The sequence below is a fragment of the Acinetobacter sp. FDAARGOS_724 genome (assembly GCF_013364475.1).
GTDB classification, from domain to species: domain Bacteria; phylum Pseudomonadota; class Gammaproteobacteria; order Pseudomonadales; family Moraxellaceae; genus Acinetobacter; species Acinetobacter variabilis.
In genome coordinates, this window is record NZ_CP054908.1 from 1,245,618 (window position 1) to 1,272,333 (window position 26,716).

A 26,716-nucleotide genomic window follows, 5' to 3' on the forward strand; every position below is an offset into this window, starting at 1 on the left:
CAGTCTAAAGCATTAAAAATCTGAATGTTAGACGACTAAAGGTTAATTCTGTAACTCTTTATAAAGAAAAAGGACTGCCTGAAGATGACCGTCCTTTTTCTTATTATGCATTAAAAACTGCATCAGCTTAGAATGCGAAATGTTCAGCATCTAAAGACATAAGCGGTTCTACACCAGTTGCAATCACGTCAACGTGTGAACGAACACGTGGCAGGATTTTCTTGAAGTAGAAGCGTGCAGTCGTCAATTTGGCATTGTAGAAGTCTGCATCAGTGGTACCTGCAGCAAGAGTCTCTTGAGCAACCAGTGCCATACGAGCCCATAGGTAAGCCAGTGTTACATAACCAGAGAAGTACAAGTAATCCACTGCAGCTGCACCCACTTCTTCAGGGTTTTGCATCGCACGCATACCAATCTGCATGGTCAGGTCGCCCCATTCTTTGTTCAATGCCGCAAGCGGTTCAACAAATTCTTTCATTGCAGAATTGTCTTTGTTCGCTTCCGCAAATTTGTGGATGATCTTGGTGAAGTCTTTCAACATCGCACCTTGAGTACCCAGTACTTTACGGCCTAACAAATCCAGTGCTTGAATTTCAGTGGTACCTTCGTACAGGCAGGCAATACGTGTATCACGTACGATTTGTTCCATGCCATGCTCAGAGATAAAGCCGTGACCACCGAAGACTTGAACACCATGTTTCGCAGCTTCTGAACCGGTTTCAGTCAGGAATGCTTTCGCGATTGGAGTTAATAGTGACAGGATATTGTCAGCGAACTTGCGTTCTTCTTCAGAAGTACCTTGTTCAACCACATCAGCATATTGAGCTAACAGGTAAACTAGTGCACGACCACCTTCAGCAAATGCTTTTTGAGTTAAAAGCATGTTACGTACAGCTGGGTGAACAATAATTGGATCAGCTTCTTTTTCAGGTGCTTTAGGACCAGAAAGAGAACGCATTGCCAGACGGTCTTTAGCATAAGTTAAAGCGCCTTGGAACGCGGCTTCAGATGCAGACAGACCTTGTATAGCAGTACCGATACGTGCAGTGTTCATGAACGTGAACATACAGTTCAGACCACGGTTTTCAGGACCAATCAGGAAGCCTTTTGCGTTATCGAAGTTGATGACACAAGTTGCGTTACCATGGATCCCCATTTTGTGTTCGATTGAACCACAACGTACGCCATTACGCTCGCCGATTGAACCGTCAGCATTCAGGTTGAATTTTGGTACGATGAACAGAGAAATACCTTTAGTACCTTTAGGCGCGCCAGGCAGACGAGCAAGTACGATGTGGATGATGTTCTCTGCCATGTCATGTTCACCAGCAGAGATAAAGATTTTCTCGCCAGAGATTGCATAGCTACCATCAGCTTGTGGCTCAGCTTTAGTACGGATGATGCCGAGGTCAGAACCTGCATGAGATTCAGTCAGACACATGGTACCTGTCCATTCACCTGAAACCAGTTTAGGCAGATAAGCGTCTTTTTGTTCTTGAGAACCGTGGTGTTCTAAAGTACGAACTGCACCATGAGACAGACCAGGGTACATACCCCAAGCCCAGTTCGCAGTACCCACCATTTCAGAAATAGTGATACCTAAAGAATTTGGTAAGCCTTGACCGCCGTATTGCTCTTCCGCAGAAAGAGAAGGGAAGCCTAGCTCGATGTATTTTTGGTACGCTTCTTTAAAGCCAGTCGGTGTTGTTACAATGCCGTCATTCCAGGTACAACCTTCACGGTCGCCTACTTGATTTAGAGGAGATAATTCATTTTCACAGAAGTCAGCTGCAGCTTCTAGGTACTGATCAACCAACTCACGGCTTACGTTTTCTTGAAACGCAGGAAGTTTTGCGTAATGTTCTTCAGCATTTAATAATTCGTGTAGAACGAATTGCATGTCACGTAAAGGCGCTTTGTATTGTGGCATATCGGTTTCCTCAATACTGGTTTAGACCAGCGTTATCATCCTAAATTAATTGAAACGTGCCTTCAGTGACACGTATTGCTATGAATCTAATCGTGCAACATCTTGCCCGGCCATACAAGCTTTCAGGCGGCTTTCTTGGTGACTATAAAGTCAAAGATTAATCTGCACAGAACAGTAAACATATTGACTGCAAAGACTTTTGTAGGAATTAGCAGAATATGAATGGTCAAAAGAGGACTGAGGAGTCAGCCATAAAAAAAGGCACCCGAAGGTGCCTGAATTTGAAGGAATAAGAAACGTAGAAGAAGATCAAGATGCAGCTTTAGTCATCTTGATGGGTGCATTCGGCTGGAAGTGCACGATACATTGACCATCAATGGTTTGAGTACCCGCTTTCACTTGAACTGCCTTGCCATGGGTTTGACCTTTACAAGCGTTGGCAAACGCAGTTTGTAAAGCCTGACGTTCTGATAAACGCTGATCATACTGTTTAACCATTTCTGCACGTTGACTATCCGTTAATGCTTCTCCACGGTTCATACCACCTCGGAATTCATCACGCATCGGACGATGTTCACCGCGCATGCCACGGAATTCACCACGTTGAGCTTTCATGCCTTTATGGTCAGGTCTGAAAGAAATCTTGCAATGACCATCAATGGTTTTATCACCCGCCTTGATTTGGACTGCACTGCCTGCAGCTTTGCCGTCACAGGCCTGTTGAATCTGTTTATGCAATTGCATGCGTTCTGCACGAGCGGCTTTGAACTGCTCGCGTTGCTCTGGAGTGAGACGATGCTGTTTTTGACCTTCATGATGTTTCATCATGCGAGAATGATCTTTCTGCTCATTCACGTTGCTCGTAGATTGACAGGCAGTCAATGCACCCATCGATAAAACACTGGCACTGATTAAGGCGATTTTTGTCATTGCTTTCATGTTTTTACCCCATTCAAGAGCTGATTCTTTTTGATGAGTAAAGATTAAATAATAAAGATGAAGAAACAATGGAGAGTTTTTTAAGTCTGTGTTCGCTACAATAATGAATATAGAGAAGAAAAACTGAGATTTTCACTTTGAAGGTTCGCCGTATTCCGATTGCATTACGTCTGTTTTTGACTGTTTTATTGACCACCCTGGTAATTACCACGGTGAGTCTGGGCGTATTGCATCTGAATATGCAGCGCAACTTTACCCGCTATGTGGCGGATGTAGAAATGCAGAAGCTGGATCATGTGATCGAGAATCTGGCCGATGTCTATACGGTATATGAAGACTGGGGTAACGCTATTCAGGCGCAGATTCTGCAAATTGAAGGTGAAGCTGCACCGGATGATTATGACCGTTTATCGCGCTGGTGGTTGCGCCGTCAGTATGATATTGCCTTACAGCAGCGTTACTTTCAGGAGCAAACTTTAGCCACTGTAGCGCCTTCAAGCATGGTCGAGCCAAATTTAACACCACGTTCAGTCAATGAAGAAGAATTGCGTATTTTAGCGTCTAATTTGCCTTCACAATTCCAGCCCTTTGAAGGTTTAAGATTTCCACTTAGCTCTAATCAGAACCTGTTTAGAACCGATCGTAAAGACAATAATGGCGGTCAACAGCCAGTTCAGCAGCCTACAGGTAAAAAACAATTCATCCAGATGCCAGACCGTCTGGGTCTAAGTTCACGCCTGTCACTCTATGATGCCAAACGGCGTTTTGTAGTAGGTGAGGCGTCAGATGAGCAGATTTCCTATCGTCCGATTATGGTCGAAAACCAGGTGGTTGGTTATCTGGGCTTGAAACCGGTTTTAGACCAAGATGATGCTTTAAGTATTAATTTCTTTAGTAATCAGAAACGTTACCTATTTTTAGTTTATGGTTTAAGTATTCTAGCCAGTCTGATTGCTGCATTATTACTGGCAACTTATTTTAAAAAACCGATTCAGCGTTTGTTGAACGGTACGCGTGAATTGACTCGCGGTAATTATCAGCATCAAGTGAAAGTGAAACGTAATGATGAGCTGGGTGATCTGTCTAATGAGCTGAATCAACTGGCAGTGATTCTGGATCAGCATGAAACTTCACGCCGTCAGTGGGTAGCAGATACTTCACATGAACTGAAAACTCCGCTGGCAGTCCTGCAGGCACAAATTGAAGCGATGCAAGATGGAATCCGTAAACCGACACCAGAGCATTTTGCGTCGATGTTGGCACAGGTAACCAGCCTGAAAAAACTGACTCAGGACTTGGCAGCTCTAGCGCAGGCTGATGCACAGCAATTACAGTTCTATTATGCAACTGTCAATCCATGGGATGTGGTGCAGCAGGAATTAATGAACTTCCAGCCTAAATTTGAACAGGCTGATCTGAAAGTGACTGTTGAAGGTGACGGTGCTGAAGTTGATCTGGATCTGGACCGTTTCAAGCAGATTGTAGCCAACCTGCTCAGCAACAGTATTCGTTATACAGAAGCTGGTGGCCAGGTACATATTCATACCGAACAGAATGAGAAAGAATGGACCTTATATGTCGATGACAGTCCATTCGGTCTGACCGATGAGCAGCTGGCTCGCATTGGTGAGCGTTTCTATCGTGTTGATGATTCGCGTACCCGTGCCACCGGTGGAACAGGCTTGGGTCTGGCCTTATCTTGTAAAATTACTCAGGCTATGGGTGGTAGCTTAAGCTTTGCACATTCACCATTAGGTGGTTTACGATGCAAACTAAGCTTTCCTAAACAAATGAAACCATAAAGGAAAATATATTCATGAAACATATCATGCTGGTTGAAGACGAAGTCGAACTTGCCCTGTTGGTGCGAGATTATCTAGAGGCTGCTGGTTTTGAAGTCAGCGTGTTTCATGATGGGCAAGAAGCATATAACAGTTTTACCCAGCGTAAACCGAGCCTGATGATCCTGGACTTGATGGTGCCGCGTATGGATGGTCTGACCATTTGCCGTAAAGTACGTGAACAGTCAGACTTGCCGATCATTATGGTGACTGCGCGTACTGAAGAAATTGACCGTGTACTTGGCCTGAATATGGGCGCGGATGACTATATCTGTAAACCATTTAGTCCAAAAGAACTGGTTGCTCGTGTACAGGCCGTATTACGCCGTTTAGACCGTAAAGCTGAGCCAGAAAGCAATGATTTGTTCCGTATGGATAAATCCACAACAGCGTATCTGGTACCAGCAAAAAGCCTTGAACCTGACCCCGACTGAATTCCGTTTACTAGAGTTGTTCTTGGAGCATGTCGGCCAAGTGTATTCACGTGCGCAGCTACTTGATCATATCAATCCGGACAGTTTTGATGTGGCAGACCGTGTGATTGATAGTCATATCAAAAACCTGCGTCGTAAAATTTCAGATGCGGCAGAAACCGGAAACCGTCATGAATGGATTCAGGCCGTCTATGGGGTAGGTTATCGTTTTGAATATCCTGAAGACTGATATTCGAATTCGTTAAAGAAAAGCGGATAGACTTCTTGGTTTGTTCGCTTTTTTTATTTCTGAAAATGATCAATATAAGAGAGCCAAAATAATGAAAATCATCATTCGGGATGAACAGCTAGAGGATATTCCAGCCATTGCTGCATTGACTCAAGCAGCTTTTCAAAATGCTGCCCATTCAAGTCATACTGAACAATTTATTGTAAATAGTTTGCGCAAGCATGGGCAGTTAACGATTTCTTTAGTCGCTATTGAAAATAACCAGCTGGTTGGCCATGTGGCTATTTCACCTGTTAGTATCTCTTCAGGTGAAACTGGCTGGTACGGTCTTGGTCCAATTTCGGTATTACCTGCAAAACAAGGACAGGGAATCGGCACTTTACTTATGCAGGCAGCTTTAGATCGCTTGCAAAATTTGGGTGCTCAAGGATGTGTAGTGCTCGGTGATCCTCAATATTATGGTCGTTTCGGGTTTAAGGCTTTTTCAGAACTTTACCTCAAGGATGTTCCACCAGAATATTTTCAAATCATTGCATTTAATGGATCTATTCCTCATGGGGAAGTGGTTTACCATGAGGCGTTTAATGCGACACAATAATTCATCAAAAAGAGCTATTTCTATTTAGAAGTTATAGAGTTTTAAAATGTAAAATAGCTTTTAACTAGCATCTATTATGAAATCAATTATTTATATTTCTTTTTATCTGAGTAGATACAAAAAAATAAAAGTTTAATAATTTAGGGTCTGTTGACACTTACTGTTCATAATTAACCCTATAAAGGTAGCCATAAAAATATACAGGCTAAGGCAACAGAACTTTGATAATTTCTTTTGAGCTTGTCATATCGAGTAGCTATTCCTCTAAATTGCTTTAATCTACAAAACATATTTTCAAATAAATGCCTGATTTTATATAAATACCAGTCCATATGGTCATTGTTCGATTGGCTATTCGTTTTCTTTGGTATATTCGCTTTAGTCCCTGTTTTCCTGATCTGTTCACGCAGTGGTTCTGAATCATAGCCTTTATCTGCGCATACCACTTTTGTCTCTTTTAAATCTAATGTTGATATTAAATCAGGCGCAACTTTAACATCATGTGTGGTTCCATCGGTAATCATGAAATCAATAGGATTGCCATGTGCATCAACAATCAAATGTATTTTTGAGGAGTTTCCTCCTACACTTTTAGAAATAGATTGATTCGCTATGCCGGCAGAATGTTGATGAGCACGTACATGAGAGCCATCAATAAAAATCCACTCCATATCGGGGCATGAGGCTAGTAATTTGAATAATCTAAGTAACTTACCGCTGCTTGACCAACGATTAAAACGTTTGAAAATAGAGTTTGAATGACCAAAACAAGAAGGAATATCTCGCCACGGACAACCTGTCCTAATTCTATAGAGAATAGCTTCAATAAAATTGCGTAAATTTGAGTTGTGGTGAATGGATAAATTACGCAGAATAACTTTCAACTTTTGCCAGTGTTGATCTGTCAGCATGGTACGAGGCATAGCGAATAGTAAAATTGGGTTTGGTGATTTGATTTTACTACTTCGCTATTTTTTTAAGCTAAAAGTGTCAACACACCCTAATAACTTCTTAAAGAGTTTATAAAATTATAAATTATATTTAATGAAATAGATTAATTTCTCAATCTCATATTTTTATTTAATTATTATCCAAATAAATTATGAATTGAATATTATACAATATTGAATACAGTCTTGAGCCTTATCACCTAAAAGTGGAAATTTTGCATAAGCAGTAAGTAATTGAACTTGCCGAAAACCTGTTTTTTCTAATACTTGTCTTGACGCTAAATGTTCAGTAGCGCAAAAGGTTTCAATTTTCGTCAGTTTTTGGCTTTGTTTTAGAAATTGGATTACCGAAGTCATCGCTTCACACATCAAACCTTGTCCTTGATAAGGAGTTCCAAGCCCGAAGAGAATTTCTCCAATATCATGCCTTTGTATAAAGATCAAAATACCCATAGGTTGCTGAATTAAATGATCTGCAATAATCCACATAAACTCAGGATCTGAGTCTTCTCACTTTTGTCCCGCCCAGTTTTCTAAAGTTTGTCGAGTTTGAGTTTGATTCCGATGTGGATGTCTTTGCAAATATTTTGATGCTGCTAGATCGCTAAAATAGTTTTGAAATAAATTGATTTCATCACCACAGTGGTAGGAGCGAAGAATTAAACGCTTTGTCTTTAATGTTATTGGTTTGATCTTAGTCATCGGTGGTATCTGCACTTATTTTTCTAATGTTCGTAATAAGTCAATCCGTACTTTTTCTGCTTTCTTTAATTTCAATATTACTAATTCATAAGAATTCTGTACTAGATCCTCAACCAGAGATTCATCCAGTTCATTATCTTCATACACTGAAATCCAGTGCTGTTTATTCATATGCCAGCCCGCATGGATATAAGAATAAGTATCTCGCAGCATAGCACCATAATCAGGCGCTACTTTTAAATTAATGACAGCTTTGCCTTGAAGATAGAACTGAAGCATAAAGACTTTATCTAGCACCTTGAATACATCACAACCTTCACCGAAAGGCTGAGTCACAGTGACTTCAGGTAAACTTATCGCTATCTTTGCGGAGATTTGATGTAAGGTCATAAGTTACGAATAAATCAAAATAAAACTGTGGATAATGCTTAAATTATCCACAGTTTTTGGTCGTCTTGTGAATAAATTAAGATGAACAACTTACCATGACTTCAGGTACATCACTCGGCAATGGCCCTAGATCTTCAGGGTGTTCCAGATCCAGCTGTTTTAAATAAGGCTGACTCAATAATTTAAACAGGCGATCGACTTCGGAAAAGTCATCCCGCTCAGCCAGTTCAATTGCTTTCTGTGCCATGTGATTGCGCAGGATATAGTGTGGATTGACGAGTTGCATGGCGGCATCTAATTCTTCAATATCCTGATGTTCGCGGATCGCTTCATATTGAGTCAGGAATGCTTCAAACTGACGGCGATCCAAACAATCATCCTTGATTGCTTCATATTCATGATTCTGCAGGCGAATAAAGCTTTGCGTATAGTCGAGTTGCTCGCTTTGTAAGATTCTGAGAAAAGCCATGGCGCAGTCAAAGCTGTCTTTGTGAAAACTCGGTAAGCCCATTTTTTGGTTTAGGCCATGCTTATAATGTTCCAGGAAGGTCGGTTCATAATGTTCCAGACATTGGGCCAGATCCTGTTTCCATTGTTCTTCATCATAGTTTTCAGGACATAATGGAATCAGGTTATTCAGCCACATCCACAAGTTCCAGTGGCCGATGCTTGGTTGCTGCTGATAAGTATAGCGACCCTGATAATCCGAGTGGTTATTAATCCAGTTGGGACGGAACCGCTCCATAAACCCATACGGGCCAAAGTCTAGCGTTGAACCGGTAATATTCAGGTTATCGGTGTTCATGACACCATGCGCAAATCCGACCAGTTGCCATTTGGCAATCATCACTGCCGTGCGCTGAATCACTTGGGTAGCAAATGCCAGAATAGGCTGTTCTGCTTGCAGACATTGCGGATAATGCCATTCCATGCATTTTTGTGTGAATACAGGTAACAGATCTGGCTGATACTGATTGATCCATTCAAAATGTCCAAATCGGATATGACAGTCAGATGTCCGTAATAGCATCGCGCCCGGTTCCAGTTTTTCACGCTGTACACCTTGAGCGGAAGAGGTAAAACCAACCGCATTACTGGATTCTACACCTAGCGCATTTAAGGTGTGTCCAGCCAGATATTCCCGAATCACCGAGCGTAAGACTGCACGGCCATCTCCCATACGTGAATAAGGCGTTGCACCAGCACCTTTTAAATGCAGATCAATGGTCTGGTTATCTTTATCCAGAATCTGAGCGATCAATAAACCACGTCCATCACCCAGTTGTCCTGCCCATTGTCCAAACTGATGGCCGGCATAAACCATGGCCAAAGGTTCAAATTCGACAAAGGTTTTTTGACCACTACAGATTTCGACCCATTGTGCTTTATCTTCCTCAGACCATTGCAGATGCTCAGCAAGCGCAGCATTAAAATGTCCTGCTTTAGCGCCTTTTAAAGGTAGCGGGGGCTGATGATGATAAAAGCGAGGAGGGAGAGACTGATATCGGGAATTAAAATACATGGCAGTTAAAATATTTAGGCAATAAAAGCAATATAACAAAGATCTCTGTTTAAAACTGTTGTAAAAGGGAAGTATAGATAAGACAGGCAGAAATAAAAAAAGCCCCTGATTTCAGGAGCTTTTTTGAGAATTCAAATCTTATTGAGAGATAGGCGCTTTTTTCAAATTACGCACTAACAGATTGAGTGTTTCACGATGATGAGAAAGACGCTGTTCGACTAGTTGAAATTCAACTTTAAGCTTGTCATCCATCTGGTGAATCTTTTCTGCCACAGCAGCCTTTTTCACCTGAATTTCCTGTTCTTTCAGTTTAGCCCAGTCATTTAATGTCTGAGTAAAGGCTTCATATTCTTGAGCAATCTTACTTTTCACATTGATAATGTCTTCATTGACATTATGACCATATACCGCCAGATCCTGCTCGGCATATTTAAACTTCATTGCCAGTTCAGCTTTTTTGATATTAAAGCTTGGAATACGGCGTAAATTTTTCGCAAGGCACAGTTTAGAACAAGTCCAGATTAACCATTTGGTTGGGTCATATTGCCACCATTTCACGCCATTACGGTAATCGTACTGGAAGATGTGATGATAGTTATGATAACCCTCACCCCAAGTTGCAATCGCTAACCAGAAGTTATCACGTGCAGTATTTTCATCCGTATAAGGACGTGAACCCCACATATGGCACAATGAGTTAATGAAGAAGGTCACGTGATGGCTGAGGATTAAACGAACCAGACCACCCAATAACAATACACCCCAGACATCGCCTACAGCCCAGCCGATTGGCAACAAGATTGCAGCATGTACTGCAATCACTAAAGGTACATAGTATTTGTGCTGGAACATAACAACTTTGTCGTTTTGCAGGTCTGGTGCATTTTTGTAGTTTGGTTCTGCAGCAGGATAGTCACGCAGCATCCAGCCCAGGTGCGCATACCAGAAGCCGTTATTAATTGAATATGGGTCTTTTTCCACGTCATCGACATGACGATGATGGGTACGGTGACCTGAACCCCAGTACAGAATACTGTTCTGCACCGCAAAGGTACCCATGATCATTAAAATGATTTTTAAAGGTAAAGTCGCTTCATAAGCACGATGTGCCCAAAGACGATGATAGCCCGCTGTAATCCCCAGGCTGCTAACGCCGAGCAAAACAAACATACTGATCCAAGCAGCAAGGCTAAAATCATGGTGATACGCATATAACGGAATCGCGATAACAGCTACAATGGGTAAAACTACCAAAGCAAACACAGCGACCCAGTTAATTGGGGCTTGAGGTAGGGGAGCATTCATCTCCAACAGCACTCCTGGAACCTGGGAAGGCATAACAAAAAGCAGAGGCCGCTATTGTTTATTTTAACAGCGGTTAAGTCATTCATATTAGCACGCCCCCTAGGGCATCACTAGCATTATTGTACGATTGTATTGTACTTGTCGGTAACAGAATAAGCAGGATGAAAACTACCATTTTCGCAGGCTAGACAGGCTCTGATTTCCGAGTAAATCACTGAGATTTTTAAAGCTTTTAATCAAATTTATTTTCTTAAAATGGGTCAAATGAATGTTCATTTTTTCTACTAGATTGCAGAGAAATAAATTTGTAAGCAAACCCGTAACCCAAAGTTAAACAAGATTACAGACAGGCATTCTTCTTTAAATTATTTTTCAAGGCTTAAAGAAAAATAATCTATGTATAGAATCTTGTATTTTGGGTTACTTAAAGATGTTGCATCATTAACTTCGGGTAATCGGTAATGAGACCCTGAATACCCCAGTCACGCAATTCTTTGGCACGATTAACATCATTTACGGTCCAGACGCTGATGGTAAGTTCGGCAGCTTGTGTGGCTTGAATAATATCTTTGCTGGCTAGCTCATTCATCCAGCCAATCTGACAACAGCCAAGTTCCAAGGCTTGATCAATCGCCTGATATTTCACATCTGTTTCAATCAGAAGGCCACGCTTTAAACTGGAATTTTGCTGCTGCAAGGCCTGATGGATTTTAGGATCAAAGCTAGTGATCACGACTGACTGCTCATAACCCTGTAACTGCTGTTCAAGCTCAAGCGTGATTTTTTCGGCATCGGCTTGGCTCGCTACACTTTTGACTTCGACTTCAATATGGTCAAAGTTGTGAATCACAGTTAAGGTCTGATCCAGCATGGGGGTCGCTTCGACCTTATTCCATTCTGACCATTTCACTGCGTGGTTATATTGACTGAGATCCTGACGGCTACATTCGTAGAGGGGTTTCTGCAAACCGGTAGTTCGTACAAAGTTATCATCATGCATGATGATGAGGGCATTGTCTTTAAGCTGGCGTACGTCAAATTCAACCGCACGAATCCCGATATCCTGAATATATTGAAAACCGCCTAGTGTATTTTCAGGCGCTTCCCCACGCGCACCGCGATGTCCGATTATGCGCATGCTGCGATAACCTGAAGAAGTGAAGATGAAAACATAATGATGAAGAGTTGTGACAGGAGTATTGCAATATTCTGCGCCTGAAACACTTTGTTGCAAATACCGTTGGCGCAGAATTTTCCGTGCAATTTAATACATTTTAGCGGATTTATTGATCAATGGTCTCATTAATATTTTTTTGCCATAACACCTCAGAACCACCTTCAGCACGTTGCAAGGTGCGTGAAGCCACAAACAGCCAGTCAGATAGGCGATTTAATAACTGCAGGGAAGTCGCTTGAATATTCTGGTCACGTGAGTGAACCGACATCACACTGCGCTCTGCACGACGGCATACGGCACGGGCCTGATGGGCGAAACTGCAAACTAAAGTACCCGCAGGCAAAATAAAATCTTTCAGCATCGGCAAAGCTTCATTCATACGGTCGATGTCATTTTCCAGAAACTCAATTGATACCGGTTGCACCAGATTAAAGCCTGGAATACACACTTCACCGCCCAGATCAAATAACCAGTGCTGGATCAGGCTTAAAGATTTATCCCAAGCGGCTTGATCTTCAATTGTGCTTGCTGAAATTTGTGCACGTAAAACCCCAATGATGGCATTCAGTTCGTCGACATCACCCAGCGCTATGATACGCAAATCATCTTTGGCTACACGTGAACCATCACCCAGTCCGGTAGTGCCCGAATCGCCTGTGCGCGTGTAAATTTTACTTAAACGGTGACCCATGAGAGTTCCTTAAATTATTGCATGCTGTAAATAAAAAGAATCATGCCATAGGCATGACATGATTCTCAAAAGTATTTGCTTGGATTGGAATGAGCTTAATATTTAAAAGTCACGCCGGCAGAAGCGAGGCGGCCTTCATCAACATAATAATTATTCCAGTTGTATTCGATCTTATGACGCACATCACCGACATTTTCTATGTTGGTAAATACTTTGACATGTGGGTTGATATTCCAGTAAGCATTTAAATCGACGGTCGCATAGCCCGGATTATGGTCTGAATCACTCCAGCTTTTTGACTTGGAACGGGCAATAAGAGAAGCACTCATCCCATAAATTTCATTTTCCAAACCTGTGGTCAGAGTGAGGGTTTGACGTGGTCGTTTAGCTAACTCAATATTCGTTTTGCTATCTTTAGCTTGTACATACGCAAAAGCAGTATCGATGAACCAATCGTCTTGTTTCCAGTTCCATGCCAGCTCGCCACCACGAAGCGTTGCTTCGCTGATATTATTTAACTTGCCATCAACTTTTTGGATCATGTTATCCACTTCGTTTTGATACACGGAAAATGAAACAGATGAGTTTTGAGTGAGGGCCTGGTCTAAGCCAATTTCATAAGACAGACTTTCTTCGGCTTTTAAATTTGGATTTGCAGATTCACCACTGTACAGCTCGTTTAAGTTTGGTGAACGAAAAGCTGAACCAATATTCGTATAGACGCTGAGTTGAGGTGATATTGCATAACGTGCAGCAGCTTGCCCTACAGTATGAGAGCCATACTTTTCGTTGTCTTCAACACGGATGCCGAGTTGTGTATTGAGTTTATCTGATTGATATTGATGCTGTGTGTAATATCCTTGAGAGGAAACATCACCTTTGTAGGCAACTCCATAAGAAAGAACATCACCATCAAGATTGCTATGCGTTGTCCCTAGTAAAATATGATGCTGATCATTTAGATTGAGTTTGGCATACAATTCTGCTTCTTGAGTAGTGCTATATGAATAATCGACCTGACCTAGATAATTCGTAGCATTTTGATCTAATTGATCGTCAAACTGGGATAAGCGAGCATTGAGTTCTAATTGTGAGCCTAGGTTAATTCGTCCTCTCAGGTTAACCATTTCATTTTCAAAATCTTGTGAAGTGAGGCTACCTGCATTGTAATCACTTGTGCCTTTATTTTGGCTGTAATCGAGAGATAAGCCATATTGGTCTTTGTGGACGCCAAATTTTGTGCTGAAACCTTTTTGGTCAAAGGAGTAATTTTCATCTTCATCATCTAGAACAGATTTTCCGTCAGTTTCCAGGCGTTGACCACGGATTTGGGCATAAAAACTATCTTCAGCTAAATCGGCACCCACGAGTGATTTGTAAGTTTTATTCTCGCCAATTTCACCTGTTATAAATGCACCTGATTGTTCAGGTGTTTTAGAAATCATATGAATGACGCCGCCAATGGCATCTGTACCATATAAAACTGATGCTGGACCCTTCAGAATTTCAATTTGCTTGATATCGGTAGTATCAATAAAAGGGAGAGAAGCTGAACTGCTTAAAGCAGTATTCAATCGCATGCCATCACGCAGAACGAGTGTATGTGACGAGCTTGTGCCTCGCATAAAAATAGAGGATTGTTGTCCATAACCGCCTAGTTGAGCGACGTTTAAAGCAGCCTCTTTTTTCAATAAGTTTGGCAATGAAGCAATAGGGGATTGCTCAAGAGTCGCAGGTTCAATCACTGAAATTCGCGCAGGTACATTTTCAATGTTTTCTGCAGAGCGAGTTGCCGTGACTACAATGGTATCTAAAGAGGCTTTTGCAACTTTTTGCTCGGCGGCATGAACAGATGAAGTAAAACCCAACGCAAGTGCGATCGCACCTACCAAGGCAGTAGGTTGAAATGGAATAGACATGAGATGTGCTCCATACATTCACTCCCCGTGAATGATTGAGTTAAAGAACACAACAAGCAGGTATCCGGACTTAAATGTAGTATTGAAACTCATACTTATTTATCCACCTTCCCACATATTGATGCAGTGGTGTAAATCCTGAAGATTTATAAAGACAAGCTTTTCATTTTTTACCGTTGCGGGGGCAGTGTTGGATTTGCACCAACTTCCCTAAAGCCTTAAGGCCTTGACTCGTTGCAAATTGTAGCAAGTATAAAGTTTGCTTAGGACTTAAACAATCAAGAACAAGAATAATCCGTATGAACTTTACGCAAGATCGATGATTTGCATTACAATGATTCACCCCAATCTTATAGATTACTTGATATCTTGGTAAATCAGAGCCAACACTATATGCGAACCCGTGCCAAAATCTGTGGAATCACCCGAGCTGAAGACGTCCAGGCTGTTGCTGATGCCGGCTGTGATGCCATTGGATTTGTGTTCTATCCACCGAGTCCACGTAGCGTGACTCAGGCACAGGCTGAAACGCTGGTCAAAGCAGTACCAGCTTATATTCAAGTGGTTGGCTTATTCGTTAATAGTACGGCAGATGACATCCAGGATATTTTAAAAACTGTTCCGCTGGATATTCTACAGTTTCATGGTGATGAAAGCCCTGAACAATGTCAGGCCATTGCCCAGCAAGTTGGACGTCGCTGGTACAAAGCGATTCAGGTCAAACCTGATCTGGACGTAGTCGCTGAAATTCAACGTTATCAGGCAGCAGGAGCCAGCGCAGTACTGTTAGACGCTTGGCATCCTGATTTAAAAGGTGGCACCGGACACAGCTTTGACTGGAGCACCTTCCCTCAATTAGATATTCCCTTGATCCTGGCTGGGGGTTTAAACCCGGACAATATCGAGGAGGCAATTCACACCACACAGGCTTATGCTGTTGATGTTAGTGGTGGTGTCGAATCCGCAAAAGGTATAAAAGACCAACAACTCATAGAACGCTTTATGCAAGGAGTCCATCGTGGATCAGCAAAGTACTAATCACAACAAGCCCGTGATTGACTATACCCAATTCCCGGATGAGCGTGGACATTTCGGTATCCATGGCGGGCGTTTTGTGTCAGAAACTCTGATGGCGGCTTTACAAGATCTGGAAAAGCTTTATTTCCGCATGAAAGATGATAAACAGTTTCTGGCAGAATTCGACCGTGATCTAGCCTACTACGTAGGTCGTCCTAGTCCTTTATATCATGCTGAGCGATGGTCGAAAGAGTTGGGTGGTGCGCAAATTTACTTAAAGCGTGAAGATCTGAACCATACCGGCTCGCATAAAGTAAACAATACGATTGGTCAGGCTTTACTGGCTAAACTTTCAGGCAAAAAACGCATTATTGCGGAAACAGGTGCCGGTCAGCATGGTGTAGCAACTGCAACCATCGCAGCGCGTTTAGGTCTTGAATGTGTGGTGTTCATGGGTGCTGAAGACGTGAAACGTCAGGCGATGAACGTTTACCGTATGCGTCTGCTGGGTGCAACAGTTGTTCCTGTAGAAAGTGGCTCTAAAACATTAAAAGATGCCATGAACGAAGCGATGCGTGACTGGGTTACCAACGTTGACTCAACTTATTATGTGATTGGTACCGTGGCAGGTCCACACCCATATCCACAATTGGTTCGTGACTTCCAGTCCATTATTGGCCGTGAAGCACGCCGTCAGATTCAGGAACAGGCAGGTCGCCTTCCAGATGCATTGGTTGCTTGTGTCGGTGGTGGTTCAAATGCAATGGGTTTGTTCTATCCATTCCTGAACGATCAGGATGTGAAAATGTATGGTGTTGAAGCCGCAGGTTTAGGGATCGAAACTGGCAAGCACTCTGCACCACTGAATGCGGGTCACGTCGGTGTACTGCATGGTAACCGTACTTATCTGATGTCTGATAAAGAAGGTCAGATCATTGAAACGCATTCAATTTCTGCTGGTCTGGATTATCCAGGCGTAGGTCCGGAACACAGCTTCCTGAAAGATATGGAACGCGTGAACTACGTGCCGATTAATGATCAGGAAGCGTTACAAGGTTTCCGTGATCTAACCAAGATCGAAGGGATTATTCCTGCGCTTGAAAGTTCACATGCGATGGCTTATGTCACTAAACTTGCACCAACCATGGACAAGGATCAAATCATTATTGCGACCGTTTCTGGTCGTGGTGATAAAGACTTGATGACCGTTGCCCGTATTGATGGTGTAGAAATGGTCGAGATGTAAAATCTCCCCTAGCCCCTCTTTTTCAAAGAGGGGAGAAAACCCTTCTTTCTAAAAGGAGGGCAGGGTGGATTAAGAAAAATCGTGTTGAATTATTCAGCACGATTTTTTTATTTTTATAGATAAGAAAATTTTTAGAGAGTAAGAGGAAGAAGCAATCTGGCTAAAAATGGGATAAAAACTATTCAAGTTCTAGATAAAACGGCAAAAAATCAGTTTCTCATTCAAAAAATTAAAATGATTATTTTAAGTAGAATTGGCTGGAAGAGCTGACGAACGGTTTTAAAAAATTCTTTATCAAATCTCAATAATCGGCATAATAGCTTCAAGCAAAAATAGTTTTTGATTGAGATGGAATGTCTTAATGGATTTAATTCAGGAAAATGGACAACCACGTTACGGACGTTTCAAAGAAATTCCAAAAAGTATTGATTACAATGCGTACCAGTACAAAAATCCCTATGGTGATGTACTCAAGGGATGGCGTAAGCAACTAAAATATAAAAAATTTAAATTCTGTAGTATTCAACACGAACATTATACAATTGGCCTTGCGATTGCTGATATCGCTTGGGCTGGGCACAGTTTTTTCTACATCTATAACCATAGTACCAACGAAGTGCAGGAATGGAATGCGATCAATTTCTTCTCGCGCAATACGGTGCTAGACGAACAGCCATTATTTAATCATAGTTATTTTCACAAATCTCCCTTTCAGATTGATATCCAGCATGCCAATGGGGTGCGTTATATCCATGTGACCAAATATGGTGAAATCAAGCTTAGTGCCCGAATTTTCTGTGCAGGTACAGACCCGCTGAGTATGTGCAGTCCGACCGGAATCAATGGCTGGACCTATACCCAGAAATTGACCACTTTGGGTTGTGAAGGTTATTTCGTAAATAAGCAGGGTGAAACCATCCAGTTTAATGAGCGCACCTTCGCCTCTCTGGATGATACCTGCGGCTTTTTGCGTCCTGAAACTGCCTGGTTCTGGCTATCTTGTAATTTCTGGGATGCCAATCATAATCGTATCGGGATCAATCTCGCTTCCGGTGTTAATGAAAGCTTTGGTAATGAAAACTGTTTGTGGGTAAATGGTAAAATTTATCTTGTGGCGGATGTGTTGTTTCAGCAGGAATCTGACGAACGCTGGAATATCCAGTCATTAGATGGCTGCTTGAACCTGAATGTGCACACAGGCTGGCGCCGTTATGAAAATCTGAATTTACGTCTGGTCGGCAGTCAGTTTAGCCAGTGGCAGGCAAAAGTATCAGGGACTATCCGGCAAAATGGTCAGGAGATTGTACTGGTTAATGAATATGGACTTTTAGAACAGCACTATGCTAAATGGTAATTCATTTTTCCAACTTCTAAATCTAAAAAAGCCTTCGATTTTGAAGGCTTTTTGATTTCTAGGTTTAATCTTCTGCAGCTTGCCAGAACGCTTCTCCTGCCTGAATCGGGTCACCGGTTTCTGCCAGCGTTTTTACCCAGACATCATATTGAGCAATCACTGGATGCTGGGATGGATGGAAATCCTTTTTAAACCAGTCACGATACTGTTTACCCATACGAGTCAAAGTGCCTTTTTTACCAAAGAACCAAGGTAGGCCACGGATATTCATTTGCAGTCGTTGCAGTGGGCTAAAGCCATCATGTTTGAGCATGACATTGGCACGGTAAATGGTAAAACCAAACATCAGCAAAGTCGTGATGAGCAAGGTGTATTGACGCAGCCATTCTGGCGTTTTTGCCACATCTTTCATGACATCAAAAGCAACATCGCGATGTTCCATTTCCTCAATCGCATGCCAGGCAAACATGGCGCGAACAAAAGGATGGGCATTTCTTAAAGTATCTTTTTGCCCATAAAAAGTTTCAGCCATGAGCGCGGTCAAATGTTCCGCGGCTGCAGTGACTGCAATATTGTACTCAGGCGAACGGTTCTTCAGATCATAGTTCATCATGTAGTTCAGACGCTGAATAAACTGATCGACCGGCATGCCTTGTTCGCGCATCAGGTTATTCATCTTGTCATGGGCAATACCATGCTGGGCTTCCTGACGGATAAAATCAGCTACCCGTTTCTGTAAATCTGGGTCTTTGATCTGGTCGCGGAACAGACGCACACTCTGAATGAAATAACGTTCACCGTCTGGAAAGGTCAGACTCAGTGCATCAAACATACGGGTCAGGAATGGATCGCCACCAAACCAGTAGCGTGGAATTTCACTCAGCTTAAAATCAAGATTACTACGTACCACAGGCGGTATGGAAGATTTTAAAGGTGCGTTCATCTGCTTTCATTCTTTTTCTGGAGATGCTGACAGTATGTTCAGAATTGCACAAATTGTTTTGACAGATATGGCCAATTTTTATACATTTTACGCCAGAGAAAAATAAAATATACATTCGCAGCGGAGACAGGGACGCGCTCATGCAGGACATCAAAATCTCCAATGGTTATATCCAGCTATGGACCACCTATTTGCGTAGCTTAAATATAGAACCTTTAACTGCAGAGTTTCTTGCAGATCTACGACCTCAGCTCATTGAACTGATTGATCAGCCTTTTGATGCGCAAGTTCCGCTGGATTTTCTCAATAGCATCCTGTTAAGAACCCAAAAACAGTTAGCATGCCCCCAGTTAATTTTTGAAATTGTGCAATGTATTCGGCCAGAACATTTTGGTGTGTTGGGCTATATGGTATCTAAAAGCAGCAGTATTCCTGAGATCATTGGCTACATCATGCGTTTTCAGCGACTGGTCATTGATGGGAGTGAATTTGTCCCATTGCAACTAAGACAGCATGCGCAGAGTATTGAATTGTATTGGATCTATCAGGATGAGCGTTATAACCTGCTGAACGAGCTGACCATCGCAGCCATGGTGCAATTAGGACGTTTTATTTTGCAGGATCATCCTTTGCTCTTGCGTCGGGTGCGCTTTGCCCATGCGCCAGAAATTGCCCGAATTCACTATCAAAAATTCTATGCTGCGGAAGTGCAGTTTTCACAGCAGGATTATGGCTTTGAACTGGATATACAGGGACTGAACCTGAAATCGGAACAGGCCGATCCAATGTTATTACAGTTATTGATTCGTCAAGCTGAAGAAGCGATTGCAGCCAAACCACCTGTAGAAAGTATTTTGACTCAGGCTCAAAAAGTGGTTGCGGAGCATCTAAGAAGCAGACAACAGGCGATTAAAATTGAACAGCTGGCCGAGCAACTGTTTGTATCGACTCGAACCTTGCAGCGTCAGCTAAATGAACAGGGCATATCTTTTAAAAAATTGTTGGAACAGGAAAGGATCAGGCGTTGTGAAAGCTTATTGCATCAGCCCCTAAGCCTGACCGAAATCGCCCAACAACTGGATTATTCTGACCAGTCCGCTTTAGCCCGCGCTTATAAGGCAGCAACAGGCAGGACTTTATTGCAATATAGAAAACAATTAAAACAGGATCAGGCATAAAAAAACGGCCATCATTGGCCGCTTTATCTCATGACTTAATTTAAGCTGTTTTTAATTTAGGATATCGGAAAGTAATTGCGATCACCGCAAATATTGCCAGAATCCAGCAGTAATACACGCCCCCGATTAGCTCGACTGGAGAAAGTTTGGCAATCGAACAGGCCAGTAATAATTGTGCGCCATAAGGGATCAGCCCCTGTACCACACAGGAGAAAATATCCATCAGGGCGGCGGCACGTTTCGGATCAACCCCATATTCTTTCGCCACTTCACGGGCCATATCACCAGCCAGAATAATCGCGACAGTGTTATTTGCTACAAACAGATTCGAAAATACGACCAAGAAACTGATCCCGATTTCACCGGCCCGCTGACGGCCCACTTTAAATAAGCGGGTCAGCGCGTAGATGCGTTCGATCAGCCAGCGTAAACCACCTTCACGTTGCATGATCGCAGACAGGCCACCCAGGAACATGGATAACAATGCCACTTCAAACATGCCGACAAAGCCATCATAAATGGAAGTGTTCAGCTTGAGGATATTGAAATCTGGCGTAGCAAATAGCCCGAATAAACCCGATAACACGACACCGATGGTTAAAACCGCCAGAACATGCAGACGGCTAAAAGCCAGTAAAAAGACCGCAATATAAGGCAGGACTAGAATCCAGTTAAAGTCCTTGTATTCGACTGGACTAGAACTACCAGTATTGAAGATATAGATCAAAATCGTGACGATAGAAGCCGGCACAGCAATCCAGACATTGACTCTGAATTTGTCACGTAACTGCACTTTCTGGCTGCTGGTTGCAGCAATGGTAGTATCCGAAATCATAGACAGGTTATCACCGAACATTGCCCCACCGACCACGGCGCCGATCGCATAAACCACCGGAATCTCGGTCACTTGTGCAAAGCCAAAGGCAATGGGTGCACAGGCGGCAATGGTTCCCATCGAGGTACCCATCGCCGTCGCAATAAATGCTGAAATCACAAACAGCATCGGTAAGACAAAACTCGGAGGAATAACGGACAGGCCCATTTGTACAGTAGCATCAACACTACCAATCGCACTGCTGACACTAGCAAAAGCACCGGCTAGCATAAACACCATGAACATCAGAATCAGGTTGGGATGGCTGGCACCTTTCAGAAATTCTTCAATACCCTGGTTGAGTTTGCCGCGATACACTAATGCAGCCAAGATAATCGCGGGCAGGGCGGCAACAGGTGCTTTAATCTGATAGAACGCAAATTCAGTTCCGATAAGAGAATGATAGATCCCGCTACCTAAAAAGATGGTTAAAAATACAATAAGCGGCAACAGTGCAATGGCGCGTGCCTGCACTGTACCTTCAGAGTCAGTCTGCATAGGAGATAAAAAAATAAGAGAATGGGGCTAGTATAAAACAGGTTTTGCAATTTCAGAAAACTTTAAATGAATGCGCTAACATCTGCATTTTTATTAATTTTTCCATGATAAAAATAAGTTTATCTAAATATTCAACATTTTAGGGAATGCCAAAATTAGGCATCTTTGATCATTGAGAAAAAAATCAAAATAATCGTAAATAGATCCCTTCGGGTTGTTCTGAAATCCTCGCACAGGAAATGAAATGCCAGAGGTCGATGTTGCACACTGTTCAATGTACAAAAAATAGCGTTACAATGCGATGTCTTGTATTTCTACATAGTCAATGTCTCAAGTTTGAAACACCTTAAGGAAAGCTCAGCCCTATGTCACGTTTAGCCACACGATTTGGACAACTTAAATCTCAACAGCGTAAAGCTTTAGTTTCTTATGTTATGGCTGGTGACCCGCATCCAGAGGTAACCGTACCTTTGCTGCACCAGATGGTAGACGCTGGCGTCGACGTGATTGAACTGGGTCTTCCTTTCTCAGATCCAATGGCAGATGGTCCGGTGATTGCTCTGGCCGCTGAACGCGCGCTGGCCGGTGGCACTAATACCTTGGATGCCCTGCACATGGTGAAAGAATTTCGCTTGAAAGACCGCGAAACACCAGTGGTACTCATGGGTTATCTCAATCCGGTTGAAGTCATTGGCTATGAAAAGTTTGTGGCTTATGCCTATGAATGCGGTGTCGACGGCGTGCTTCTGGTCGATCTTCCTCCTGAAGAAGCTCAAGATTTGGGGCAGGTGCTGGAAAAATATGAAATGGATCAGATTTTCCTGTTGGCTCCGACCTCAACTGATGAGCGTATTCAGCATGTAGTGAAACAGGCCAGTGGCTTTATTTACTATGTGTCGTTGAAAGGTGTGACGGGTGCTGCAACATTAGATGTATCTGAAGCAGCTGCACGTATTCAGAAAATTAAGGCAGAGACAGATGTTCCTGTAGGCGTGGGTTTTGGTATCAGTGATGCTGCATCTGCGAAAGCGATGGGTGTTGCTGCCGATGCAGTTATTGTGGGAAGTGCGTTTGTAAAACAGTTTGCAACCCTCGCGCCAGAACAAGCCGTTATTGCGACGGTGAATAAAGTCAAGGAGCTTCGAGCAGCGCTCGATGAGTTATAGTATGAGTCAACAAGTGAAATCAGGCAAAATTCTGAGCCCATCGACCCCATGGACGGAGCGTATTGTTCCGGGCATTCATGTACCTGATGAGCAAACTACCCTAAAAGCGACATTCACAGAGCCAACCATTGAGTGCCCTGAATGTCATGCTTTGGTGACACGTACTGCAATGTCATTTAATGCTTATGTTTGTCCACAATGCGATGAACATCTGAAAATGAAAGCACGTGACCGTCTGAACTGGTTCTTTGATCAGGTACAGACTGAAATGGGTCAGGAATTTACGGCCAAAGATCCACTGAAATTTGTCGACAGCAAAGCTTATCCAGACCGTATGTCGGAAGCACAAAAGAAAACAGGTGAAACTGAAGCACTGATCGTAATGCAAGGTCTGCTGAAAGGCGTGCCAATGATTGCAACCGCATTTGAGTTCGACTTCATGGGCGGCTCTATGGGCACTGTAGTGGGTGACCGCTTTGTGCAGGCAGCGGAGCGTGCGATTGAAATGCATCAACCTCTGATCTGTTTTGCAGCATCTGGTGGCGCACGTATGCAGGAAGGTATGCTGTCTTTGATGCAAATGGCACGTACTTCAGCAGCGATTCAGCGTTTGAAAGAAGCAGGTCTGCCTTATGTGGTGGTATTGACCCACCCAGTTTATGGTGGTGTAACTGCGTCTTTAGCCATGCTGGGTGATGTGCATCTGGCTGAACCGAAAGCGATGATTGGTTTTGCGGGTAAACGTGTAATTGAGCAGACCGTGCGTGAAAAACTGGACGAACCGTTCCAGCGTGCTGAATATTTGCTTGATCATGGTGTAATCGATCAGATTGTTCACCGTCATGCATTACGTGATACAGTTTATCGTATTATCACGAAATTGATGAACCTGCCTTGAACACAGCACCATTAGCAACTGATTCACTTGATACATGGCTCGATTATTGGAGCCATGTTCACGTTACGGGGATTGATTTAGGCCTGGAACGTGTCATTCCTGTGGCTGAAAAGCTGGGGGTGATCAATCCGGAGGCTAAAGTCCTGACGGTTGCCGGAACCAATGGTAAAGGTTCAACGACCACGACTCTGGCTGCCATTCTTAATGCTCAGGGTTTTAAGGCCGGACTGTATCAGTCTCCTCATGTATATCGTTTTAATGAACGGGTGAAATTACGTGGGGTTGAAGTCGAAGACCAGTTGCTGATTGATGCTTTTGTTGAAGTCGATCGGGCACGTCGCGAATGCGATTTAAGCCTGTCATTCTTTGAAGCAACCACACTTGCTGCATTTGTGATTTTTAAACATGAACTGTGTGATGTGTGGGTGCTGGAAGTAGGACTAGGCGGTCGTCTGGATGTGGTCAACGTGGTTAATCCGGATGTTGCAGTCATCACCAATATCGGACTGGATCATACCGACTGGCTCGGTGATACCATTGAAAAAATTGCTTTTGAAAAAGCTGGTATTATCCGTCCGAATATTCCTGTGATATTTGGTGGTCAGCAAGATATTCCGCAAGCCATTCTGGATAAAGCTGCTGAATGCAATGCGCCGTTATATGCAGTTAACCGTGATTATTTCTATGAAGCCTTTGAAGATGGCAAAACCTGGGCCTTTGCATCGTCAGGTACGACTTTAAAATTGCCGACAGGTTCACTGGCGCTGGATAATATTTCGACAGCAGTTGCAGCGATCTTGCTAAGTGGTCTGGAAGTCAACCAGACAGCGATTGCGGAAGGAGTTCAGGCAGCTAAATTGCCGGGGCGTTTTGAAGTCCGAGAAATTCAGAATAAGACTGTAATTTTTGATGCCGGACATAACCCGCATGGGGTAGAGTTCCTGTTAAAACAATTACGCAATTATTTAAATTACAACAAGAAATATAAAGAAGTCATTTGTGTATTTTCCATGCTGGCAGATAAAGATATAAATTCTGTCGTCAAGTTGTTGAAAGACACTGTTCATTTGTGGAAAATTGCACCATTATCTGTACCACGTGCGGCAGAGGTCACACTTTTGACTGATGCACTGCAAGGTGAATTGATAGAACAATTTGACAATGTAAAATTAGCTTTTAAATCAGCGCTGGATGAAACAGAGAATAATCAGCTGATTTTGGTATGTGGATCATTTCATACCTTAGAAGCGGTATGGGAGTATTTGGAAGAATGTCAATGAATAACAAACAACGCTGGATGGGTGGCGTTGTTTTACTAGGTGGTGGTGTTTTATTGGCAGCATTACTCCTGAAAGGTCAAAATGAAATTCATCAGGATCGTCAGCAAAACCCGGCACTGGCTGCAGAAGTAGAATCAAAAGATACAGTCAACAATTCATTAGGTTCTTTAACAGTCGATGTGGAAACAGAAAAACGTCTGCTGGAACAGCAGCGTCGTGACCGCGAAAAAGCAGTGGCTGAACAGGAAGCCCGTGCAGCTGAATTTTTAGCCATGCAACAGCAGGCTGAGGCAGATGCAGCACGTCGTGCGGCTGAAGAATATGCTGCTTTGAATGCCCATCGTATGGGACAGCAAAGTTCAGACAATATTCCACCTGAGCTGGCAGAAGATGAACAGACGAAGCAAAAACGTCTGGCTGAAGACAAGGCTGCTACACAAAAAAAGTTAGAACAGCAGAAACTTGAGCAGCAAAAAGCCCAAACTTCAGCTGATACTGCCAAGAAACAGGCAGAGCAGAAGGCTGCAGAAGAAAAACGTAAGCTAGAAGAGAAACGTAAAGCTGAAGAAGCGCATAAGGCAGCTGAAGCAAAACGTAAGGCCGAGGAAGAGCACAAAGCGGCTGAAAAGAAAAAAGAAGCTGAGCATAAAGCTGCTGAAGAAAAACGTAAGGCAGAAGAAAAACGTAAGGCAGAAGAAAAGCGCAAAGCTGAAGAGAAACATAAAGCAGAAGAGGCCAAGAAAAAGGCTGAAGCTGAAAAAGCCCGTAAACTTCTTGAAGGTGAAAGTGATAAACAGTGGATGGTGCAGGTGGCATTGGCTGCCAATGAAGCCAATGCTGATGCCATTGCGGCCAAACTGCGAGCCAAAGGCTACAAGGTCACCAAGAGCCAGACATCTAAAGGTGTGCGTATCATGGTCGGTCCATCTAAAGACCGTGAAACAGCAGATGCACTGCGTAAGAAAATCGCGGCTGATGCCAGCCTGAACATGAAATCAGCCTGGGTAAATGACTGGGTGCCGCTAGATAAGCGTTAATTTTCTTACTTAACCGAAGTTTCTGTAGATGGATTCGTGAGTTGCTCGCGAATCCATTTTACATTTTCAGGGGTAAATAATTTTTCAATATTGCGCCAAATGGAATGAAAGCCATAACCGCCATGCTTCATTTCCTGTACTGCATCTTCAATGCGCCTGTTCTGAAAAATAATCCGGTACATGGCCACACTGGCACCGGTACGGTCTGAACCGTGATAACAGTGTAAAAGTATTTTTTCATTATTTTGCCGTGCCTGTTGAATCAATTGCATTACGTTCAGTAAATCCTCGCGATTCATAGCCCAGGTATGAATGGGAACATGTTTAAGCTTGAGGTCTTCATTTGACAAAACATCCGTATCTTTGTCGCGTGAACGCAGGTTGATCACCACATTAATGGCATATCGTTTTAATAAAGGCGTCAGTTCATCGCTTGGTTGTTCACTTCGGTAAAGTTCATCGCTGATCTGATAAAAATTATGTTCTTCATGCAGTTCCTGTCCCTAATGCATTGGGCGTTCCTGTTCAGGCAGCGCTGGAGTACAACCGGATAAAACAAGCGTAGAAACCAGAAGAAGTACATAATTATTTTTCATTG

21 protein-coding genes, 3 pseudogenes and 1 riboswitch are annotated in these 26,716 nt (G+C 42.9%); of the genes and pseudogenes, 11 read left to right on the forward strand and 13 right to left on the reverse strand.

Going from position 1 to position 26,716, the window contains the following annotated elements:
- Positions 1-127 precede the first annotated feature (127 nt).
- On the reverse strand, positions 128-1,930 hold the full coding sequence (locus FOC32_RS07245; RefSeq protein WP_175966693.1) for an acyl-CoA dehydrogenase C-terminal domain-containing protein: 1,803 nt from the start codon (positions 1,928-1,930) through the stop codon (positions 128-130).
- 309 nt (positions 1,931-2,239) lie between these two features.
- Entirely contained in the window at positions 2,240-2,869 is a 630-nt protein-coding gene (locus FOC32_RS07250) for a hypothetical protein (protein ID WP_175966695.1), read from the reverse strand.
- Positions 2,870-3,006: 137 nt separating this feature from the next.
- Between FOC32_RS07250 and baeS the strand changes: the two genes are divergently transcribed.
- The 3 genes and pseudogenes from baeS (at position 3,007) to FOC32_RS07265 (ending at position 5,971) form a co-directional block, all read left to right on the forward strand.
- Positions 3,007-4,671, forward strand: coding sequence for a sensor histidine kinase efflux regulator BaeS (gene baeS, locus FOC32_RS07255; RefSeq protein WP_175966697.1), 1,665 nt, complete (start codon positions 3,007-3,009; stop codon positions 4,669-4,671).
- 14 nt (positions 4,672-4,685) lie between these two features.
- A pseudogene (locus FOC32_RS07260) lies at positions 4,686-5,373 on the forward strand (response regulator).
- Between the two features lie 91 nt (positions 5,374-5,464).
- Positions 5,465-5,971, forward strand: coding sequence for a GNAT family N-acetyltransferase (locus tag FOC32_RS07265; RefSeq protein ID WP_175966699.1), 507 nt, complete (start codon positions 5,465-5,467; stop codon positions 5,969-5,971).
- Positions 5,972-6,128: 157 nt separating this feature from the next.
- Here the strand turns inward: FOC32_RS07265 and FOC32_RS07270 are convergent.
- The 8 genes and pseudogenes from FOC32_RS07270 to FOC32_RS07305 form a co-directional block, all read right to left on the reverse strand.
- A pseudogene (locus FOC32_RS07270) lies at positions 6,129-6,894 on the reverse strand (IS5-like element ISAba31 family transposase).
- A 177-nt stretch (positions 6,895-7,071) separates the two neighbouring features.
- Complete coding sequence (locus FOC32_RS07275; RefSeq protein WP_175966703.1) at positions 7,072-7,410, reverse strand: GNAT family N-acetyltransferase; 339 nt, start codon at positions 7,408-7,410, stop codon at positions 7,072-7,074.
- A gap of 228 nt (positions 7,411-7,638) precedes the next feature.
- Positions 7,639-8,013, reverse strand: coding sequence for an MmcQ/YjbR family DNA-binding protein (locus tag FOC32_RS07280; RefSeq protein WP_175966704.1), 375 nt, complete (start codon positions 8,011-8,013; stop codon positions 7,639-7,641).
- Positions 8,014-8,089: 76 nt separating this feature from the next.
- Positions 8,090-9,535: a protein adenylyltransferase SelO gene (locus FOC32_RS07285; protein WP_175966706.1), complete on the reverse strand. Its 1,446-nt coding sequence runs from the start codon at positions 9,533-9,535 to the stop codon at positions 8,090-8,092.
- Positions 9,536-9,673: 138 nt separating this feature from the next.
- On the reverse strand, positions 9,674-10,840 hold the full coding sequence (locus FOC32_RS07290) for an acyl-CoA desaturase (protein ID WP_175966708.1): 1,167 nt from the start codon (positions 10,838-10,840) through the stop codon (positions 9,674-9,676).
- A gap of 424 nt (positions 10,841-11,264) precedes the next feature.
- A complete protein-coding gene (locus tag FOC32_RS07295) occupies positions 11,265-11,978 on the reverse strand; it encodes a glycerophosphodiester phosphodiesterase (protein WP_104495371.1) in 714 nt (237 codons plus the stop codon).
- Between the two features lie 145 nt (positions 11,979-12,123).
- Complete coding sequence (locus tag FOC32_RS07300; RefSeq protein WP_127799852.1) at positions 12,124-12,708, reverse strand: cob(I)yrinic acid a,c-diamide adenosyltransferase; 585 nt, start codon at positions 12,706-12,708, stop codon at positions 12,124-12,126.
- A gap of 95 nt (positions 12,709-12,803) precedes the next feature.
- The gene (locus FOC32_RS07305) at positions 12,804-14,627 is read right to left on the reverse strand and encodes a TonB-dependent receptor plug domain-containing protein (protein ID WP_175966710.1); all 1,824 of its coding nucleotides are present in this window, start codon (positions 14,625-14,627) and stop codon (positions 12,804-12,806) included.
- A 37-nt stretch (positions 14,628-14,664) separates the two neighbouring features.
- A riboswitch (cobalamin riboswitch) is annotated at positions 14,665-14,877 on the reverse strand.
- 143 nt (positions 14,878-15,020) lie between these two features.
- Here FOC32_RS07305 and FOC32_RS07310 point away from each other — a divergent pair.
- The 3 genes from FOC32_RS07310 to FOC32_RS07320 all read left to right on the forward strand — a co-directional run bounded on the left by FOC32_RS07310 (position 15,021) and on the right by FOC32_RS07320 (position 18,244).
- Positions 15,021-15,665: a phosphoribosylanthranilate isomerase gene (locus FOC32_RS07310; protein ID WP_175966711.1), complete on the forward strand. Its 645-nt coding sequence runs from the start codon at positions 15,021-15,023 to the stop codon at positions 15,663-15,665.
- Positions 15,646-16,890 (forward strand): tryptophan synthase subunit beta, encoded by a 1,245-nt coding sequence (gene trpB / locus FOC32_RS07315; RefSeq protein WP_175966713.1) that lies wholly within the window; start codon positions 15,646-15,648, stop codon positions 16,888-16,890. Before FOC32_RS07310 ends, trpB begins: the two co-directional genes overlap by 20 nt.
- A 361-nt stretch (positions 16,891-17,251) precedes the next feature.
- Positions 17,252-18,244, forward strand: a complete 993-nt coding sequence (locus tag FOC32_RS07320) for a DUF2804 domain-containing protein (protein WP_175966715.1) — start codon at positions 17,252-17,254, stop codon at positions 18,242-18,244.
- Between the two features lie 64 nt (positions 18,245-18,308).
- On the opposite strand, the gene FOC32_RS07325 is transcribed toward FOC32_RS07320, so the two are convergent.
- Entirely contained in the window at positions 18,309-19,187 is an 879-nt protein-coding gene (locus FOC32_RS07325; protein ID WP_175966716.1) for a metal-dependent hydrolase, read from the reverse strand.
- 140 nt (positions 19,188-19,327) lie between these two features.
- Here FOC32_RS07325 and FOC32_RS07330 point away from each other — a divergent pair, with 140 nt between their 5' ends.
- Complete coding sequence (locus FOC32_RS07330; protein ID WP_175966718.1) at positions 19,328-20,365, forward strand: helix-turn-helix transcriptional regulator; 1,038 nt, start codon at positions 19,328-19,330, stop codon at positions 20,363-20,365.
- A 40-nt stretch (positions 20,366-20,405) separates the two neighbouring features.
- Here FOC32_RS07330 and FOC32_RS07335 read toward each other — a convergent pair whose 3' ends face one another.
- Positions 20,406-21,737, reverse strand: coding sequence for a Na+/H+ antiporter NhaC family protein (locus FOC32_RS07335; RefSeq protein WP_175966720.1), 1,332 nt, complete (start codon positions 21,735-21,737; stop codon positions 20,406-20,408).
- Between the two features lie 365 nt (positions 21,738-22,102).
- Between FOC32_RS07335 and trpA the strand changes: the two genes are divergently transcribed.
- Genes trpA through FOC32_RS07355 form a run of 4 tightly spaced genes read left to right on the forward strand, consistent with a single transcriptional unit; the run spans position 22,103 to position 26,118 of the window.
- Positions 22,103-22,903: a tryptophan synthase subunit alpha gene (gene trpA, locus FOC32_RS07340; RefSeq protein WP_004782187.1), complete on the forward strand. Its 801-nt coding sequence runs from the start codon at positions 22,103-22,105 to the stop codon at positions 22,901-22,903.
- 1 nt (position 22,904) lies between these two features.
- Positions 22,905-23,801 carry an acetyl-CoA carboxylase, carboxyltransferase subunit beta gene (gene accD, locus FOC32_RS07345; RefSeq protein ID WP_166139531.1) on the forward strand — a complete coding sequence of 299 codons (897 nt, stop codon included), beginning with the start codon at positions 22,905-22,907 and terminating at the stop codon, positions 23,799-23,801.
- A complete protein-coding gene (gene folC / locus FOC32_RS07350) occupies positions 23,798-25,081 on the forward strand; it encodes a bifunctional tetrahydrofolate synthase/dihydrofolate synthase (RefSeq protein WP_175966722.1) in 1,284 nt (427 codons plus the stop codon). The genes accD and folC overlap by 4 nt, the downstream gene beginning before the upstream one ends.
- The gene (locus FOC32_RS07355) at positions 25,072-26,118 is read left to right on the forward strand and encodes an SPOR domain-containing protein (RefSeq protein ID WP_392389697.1); all 1,047 of its coding nucleotides are present in this window, start codon (positions 25,072-25,074) and stop codon (positions 26,116-26,118) included. Before folC ends, FOC32_RS07355 begins: the two co-directional genes overlap by 10 nt.
- A 5-nt stretch (positions 26,119-26,123) precedes the next feature.
- On the opposite strand, the pseudogene FOC32_RS07360 reads toward FOC32_RS07355, so the two are convergent.
- Positions 26,124-26,714: pseudogene (locus FOC32_RS07360) on the reverse strand (dual specificity protein phosphatase family protein).
- Positions 26,715-26,716: the final 2 nt, after the last annotated feature.

Coding starts and splice junctions, on each gene's coding strand:
- FOC32_RS07245 (WP_175966693.1), bottom strand. CDS start 1,930: ATGCCACAATACAAAGCGCCTTTACGTGACATGCAATTCGTTCTACAC.
- FOC32_RS07250 (WP_175966695.1), bottom strand. CDS start 2,869: ATGAAAGCAATGACAAAAATCGCCTTAATCAGTGCCAGTGTTTTATCG.
- FOC32_RS07265 (WP_175966699.1), top strand. CDS start 5,465: ATGAAAATCATCATTCGGGATGAACAGCTAGAGGATATTCCAGCCATT.
- FOC32_RS07275 (WP_175966703.1), bottom strand. CDS start 7,410: ATGTGGATTATTGCAGATCATTTAATTCAGCAACCTATGGGTATTTTG.
- FOC32_RS07280 (WP_175966704.1), bottom strand. CDS start 8,013: ATGACCTTACATCAAATCTCCGCAAAGATAGCGATAAGTTTACCTGAA.
- FOC32_RS07285 (WP_175966706.1), bottom strand. CDS start 9,535: ATGTATTTTAATTCCCGATATCAGTCTCTCCCTCCTCGCTTTTATCAT.
- FOC32_RS07290 (WP_175966708.1), bottom strand. CDS start 10,840: ATGAATGCTCCCCTACCTCAAGCCCCAATTAACTGGGTCGCTGTGTTT.
- FOC32_RS07295 (WP_104495371.1), bottom strand. CDS start 11,978: ATGCGCATAATCGGACATCGCGGTGCGCGTGGGGAAGCGCCTGAAAAT.
- FOC32_RS07300 (WP_127799852.1), bottom strand. CDS start 12,708: ATGGGTCACCGTTTAAGTAAAATTTACACGCGCACAGGCGATTCGGGC.
- FOC32_RS07305 (WP_175966710.1), bottom strand. CDS start 14,627: ATGTCTATTCCATTTCAACCTACTGCCTTGGTAGGTGCGATCGCACTT.
- FOC32_RS07310 (WP_175966711.1), top strand. CDS start 15,021: ATGCGAACCCGTGCCAAAATCTGTGGAATCACCCGAGCTGAAGACGTC.
- FOC32_RS07320 (WP_175966715.1), top strand. CDS start 17,252: ATGGATTTAATTCAGGAAAATGGACAACCACGTTACGGACGTTTCAAA.
- FOC32_RS07325 (WP_175966716.1), bottom strand. CDS start 19,187: ATGAACGCACCTTTAAAATCTTCCATACCGCCTGTGGTACGTAGTAAT.
- FOC32_RS07330 (WP_175966718.1), top strand. CDS start 19,328: ATGCAGGACATCAAAATCTCCAATGGTTATATCCAGCTATGGACCACC.
- FOC32_RS07335 (WP_175966720.1), bottom strand. CDS start 21,737: ATGCAGACTGACTCTGAAGGTACAGTGCAGGCACGCGCCATTGCACTG.
- trpA (WP_004782187.1), top strand. CDS start 22,103: ATGTCACGTTTAGCCACACGATTTGGACAACTTAAATCTCAACAGCGT.
- accD (WP_166139531.1), top strand. CDS start 22,905: ATGAGTCAACAAGTGAAATCAGGCAAAATTCTGAGCCCATCGACCCCA.
- FOC32_RS07355 (WP_392389697.1), top strand. CDS start 25,072: ATGTCAATGAATAACAAACAACGCTGGATGGGTGGCGTTGTTTTACTA.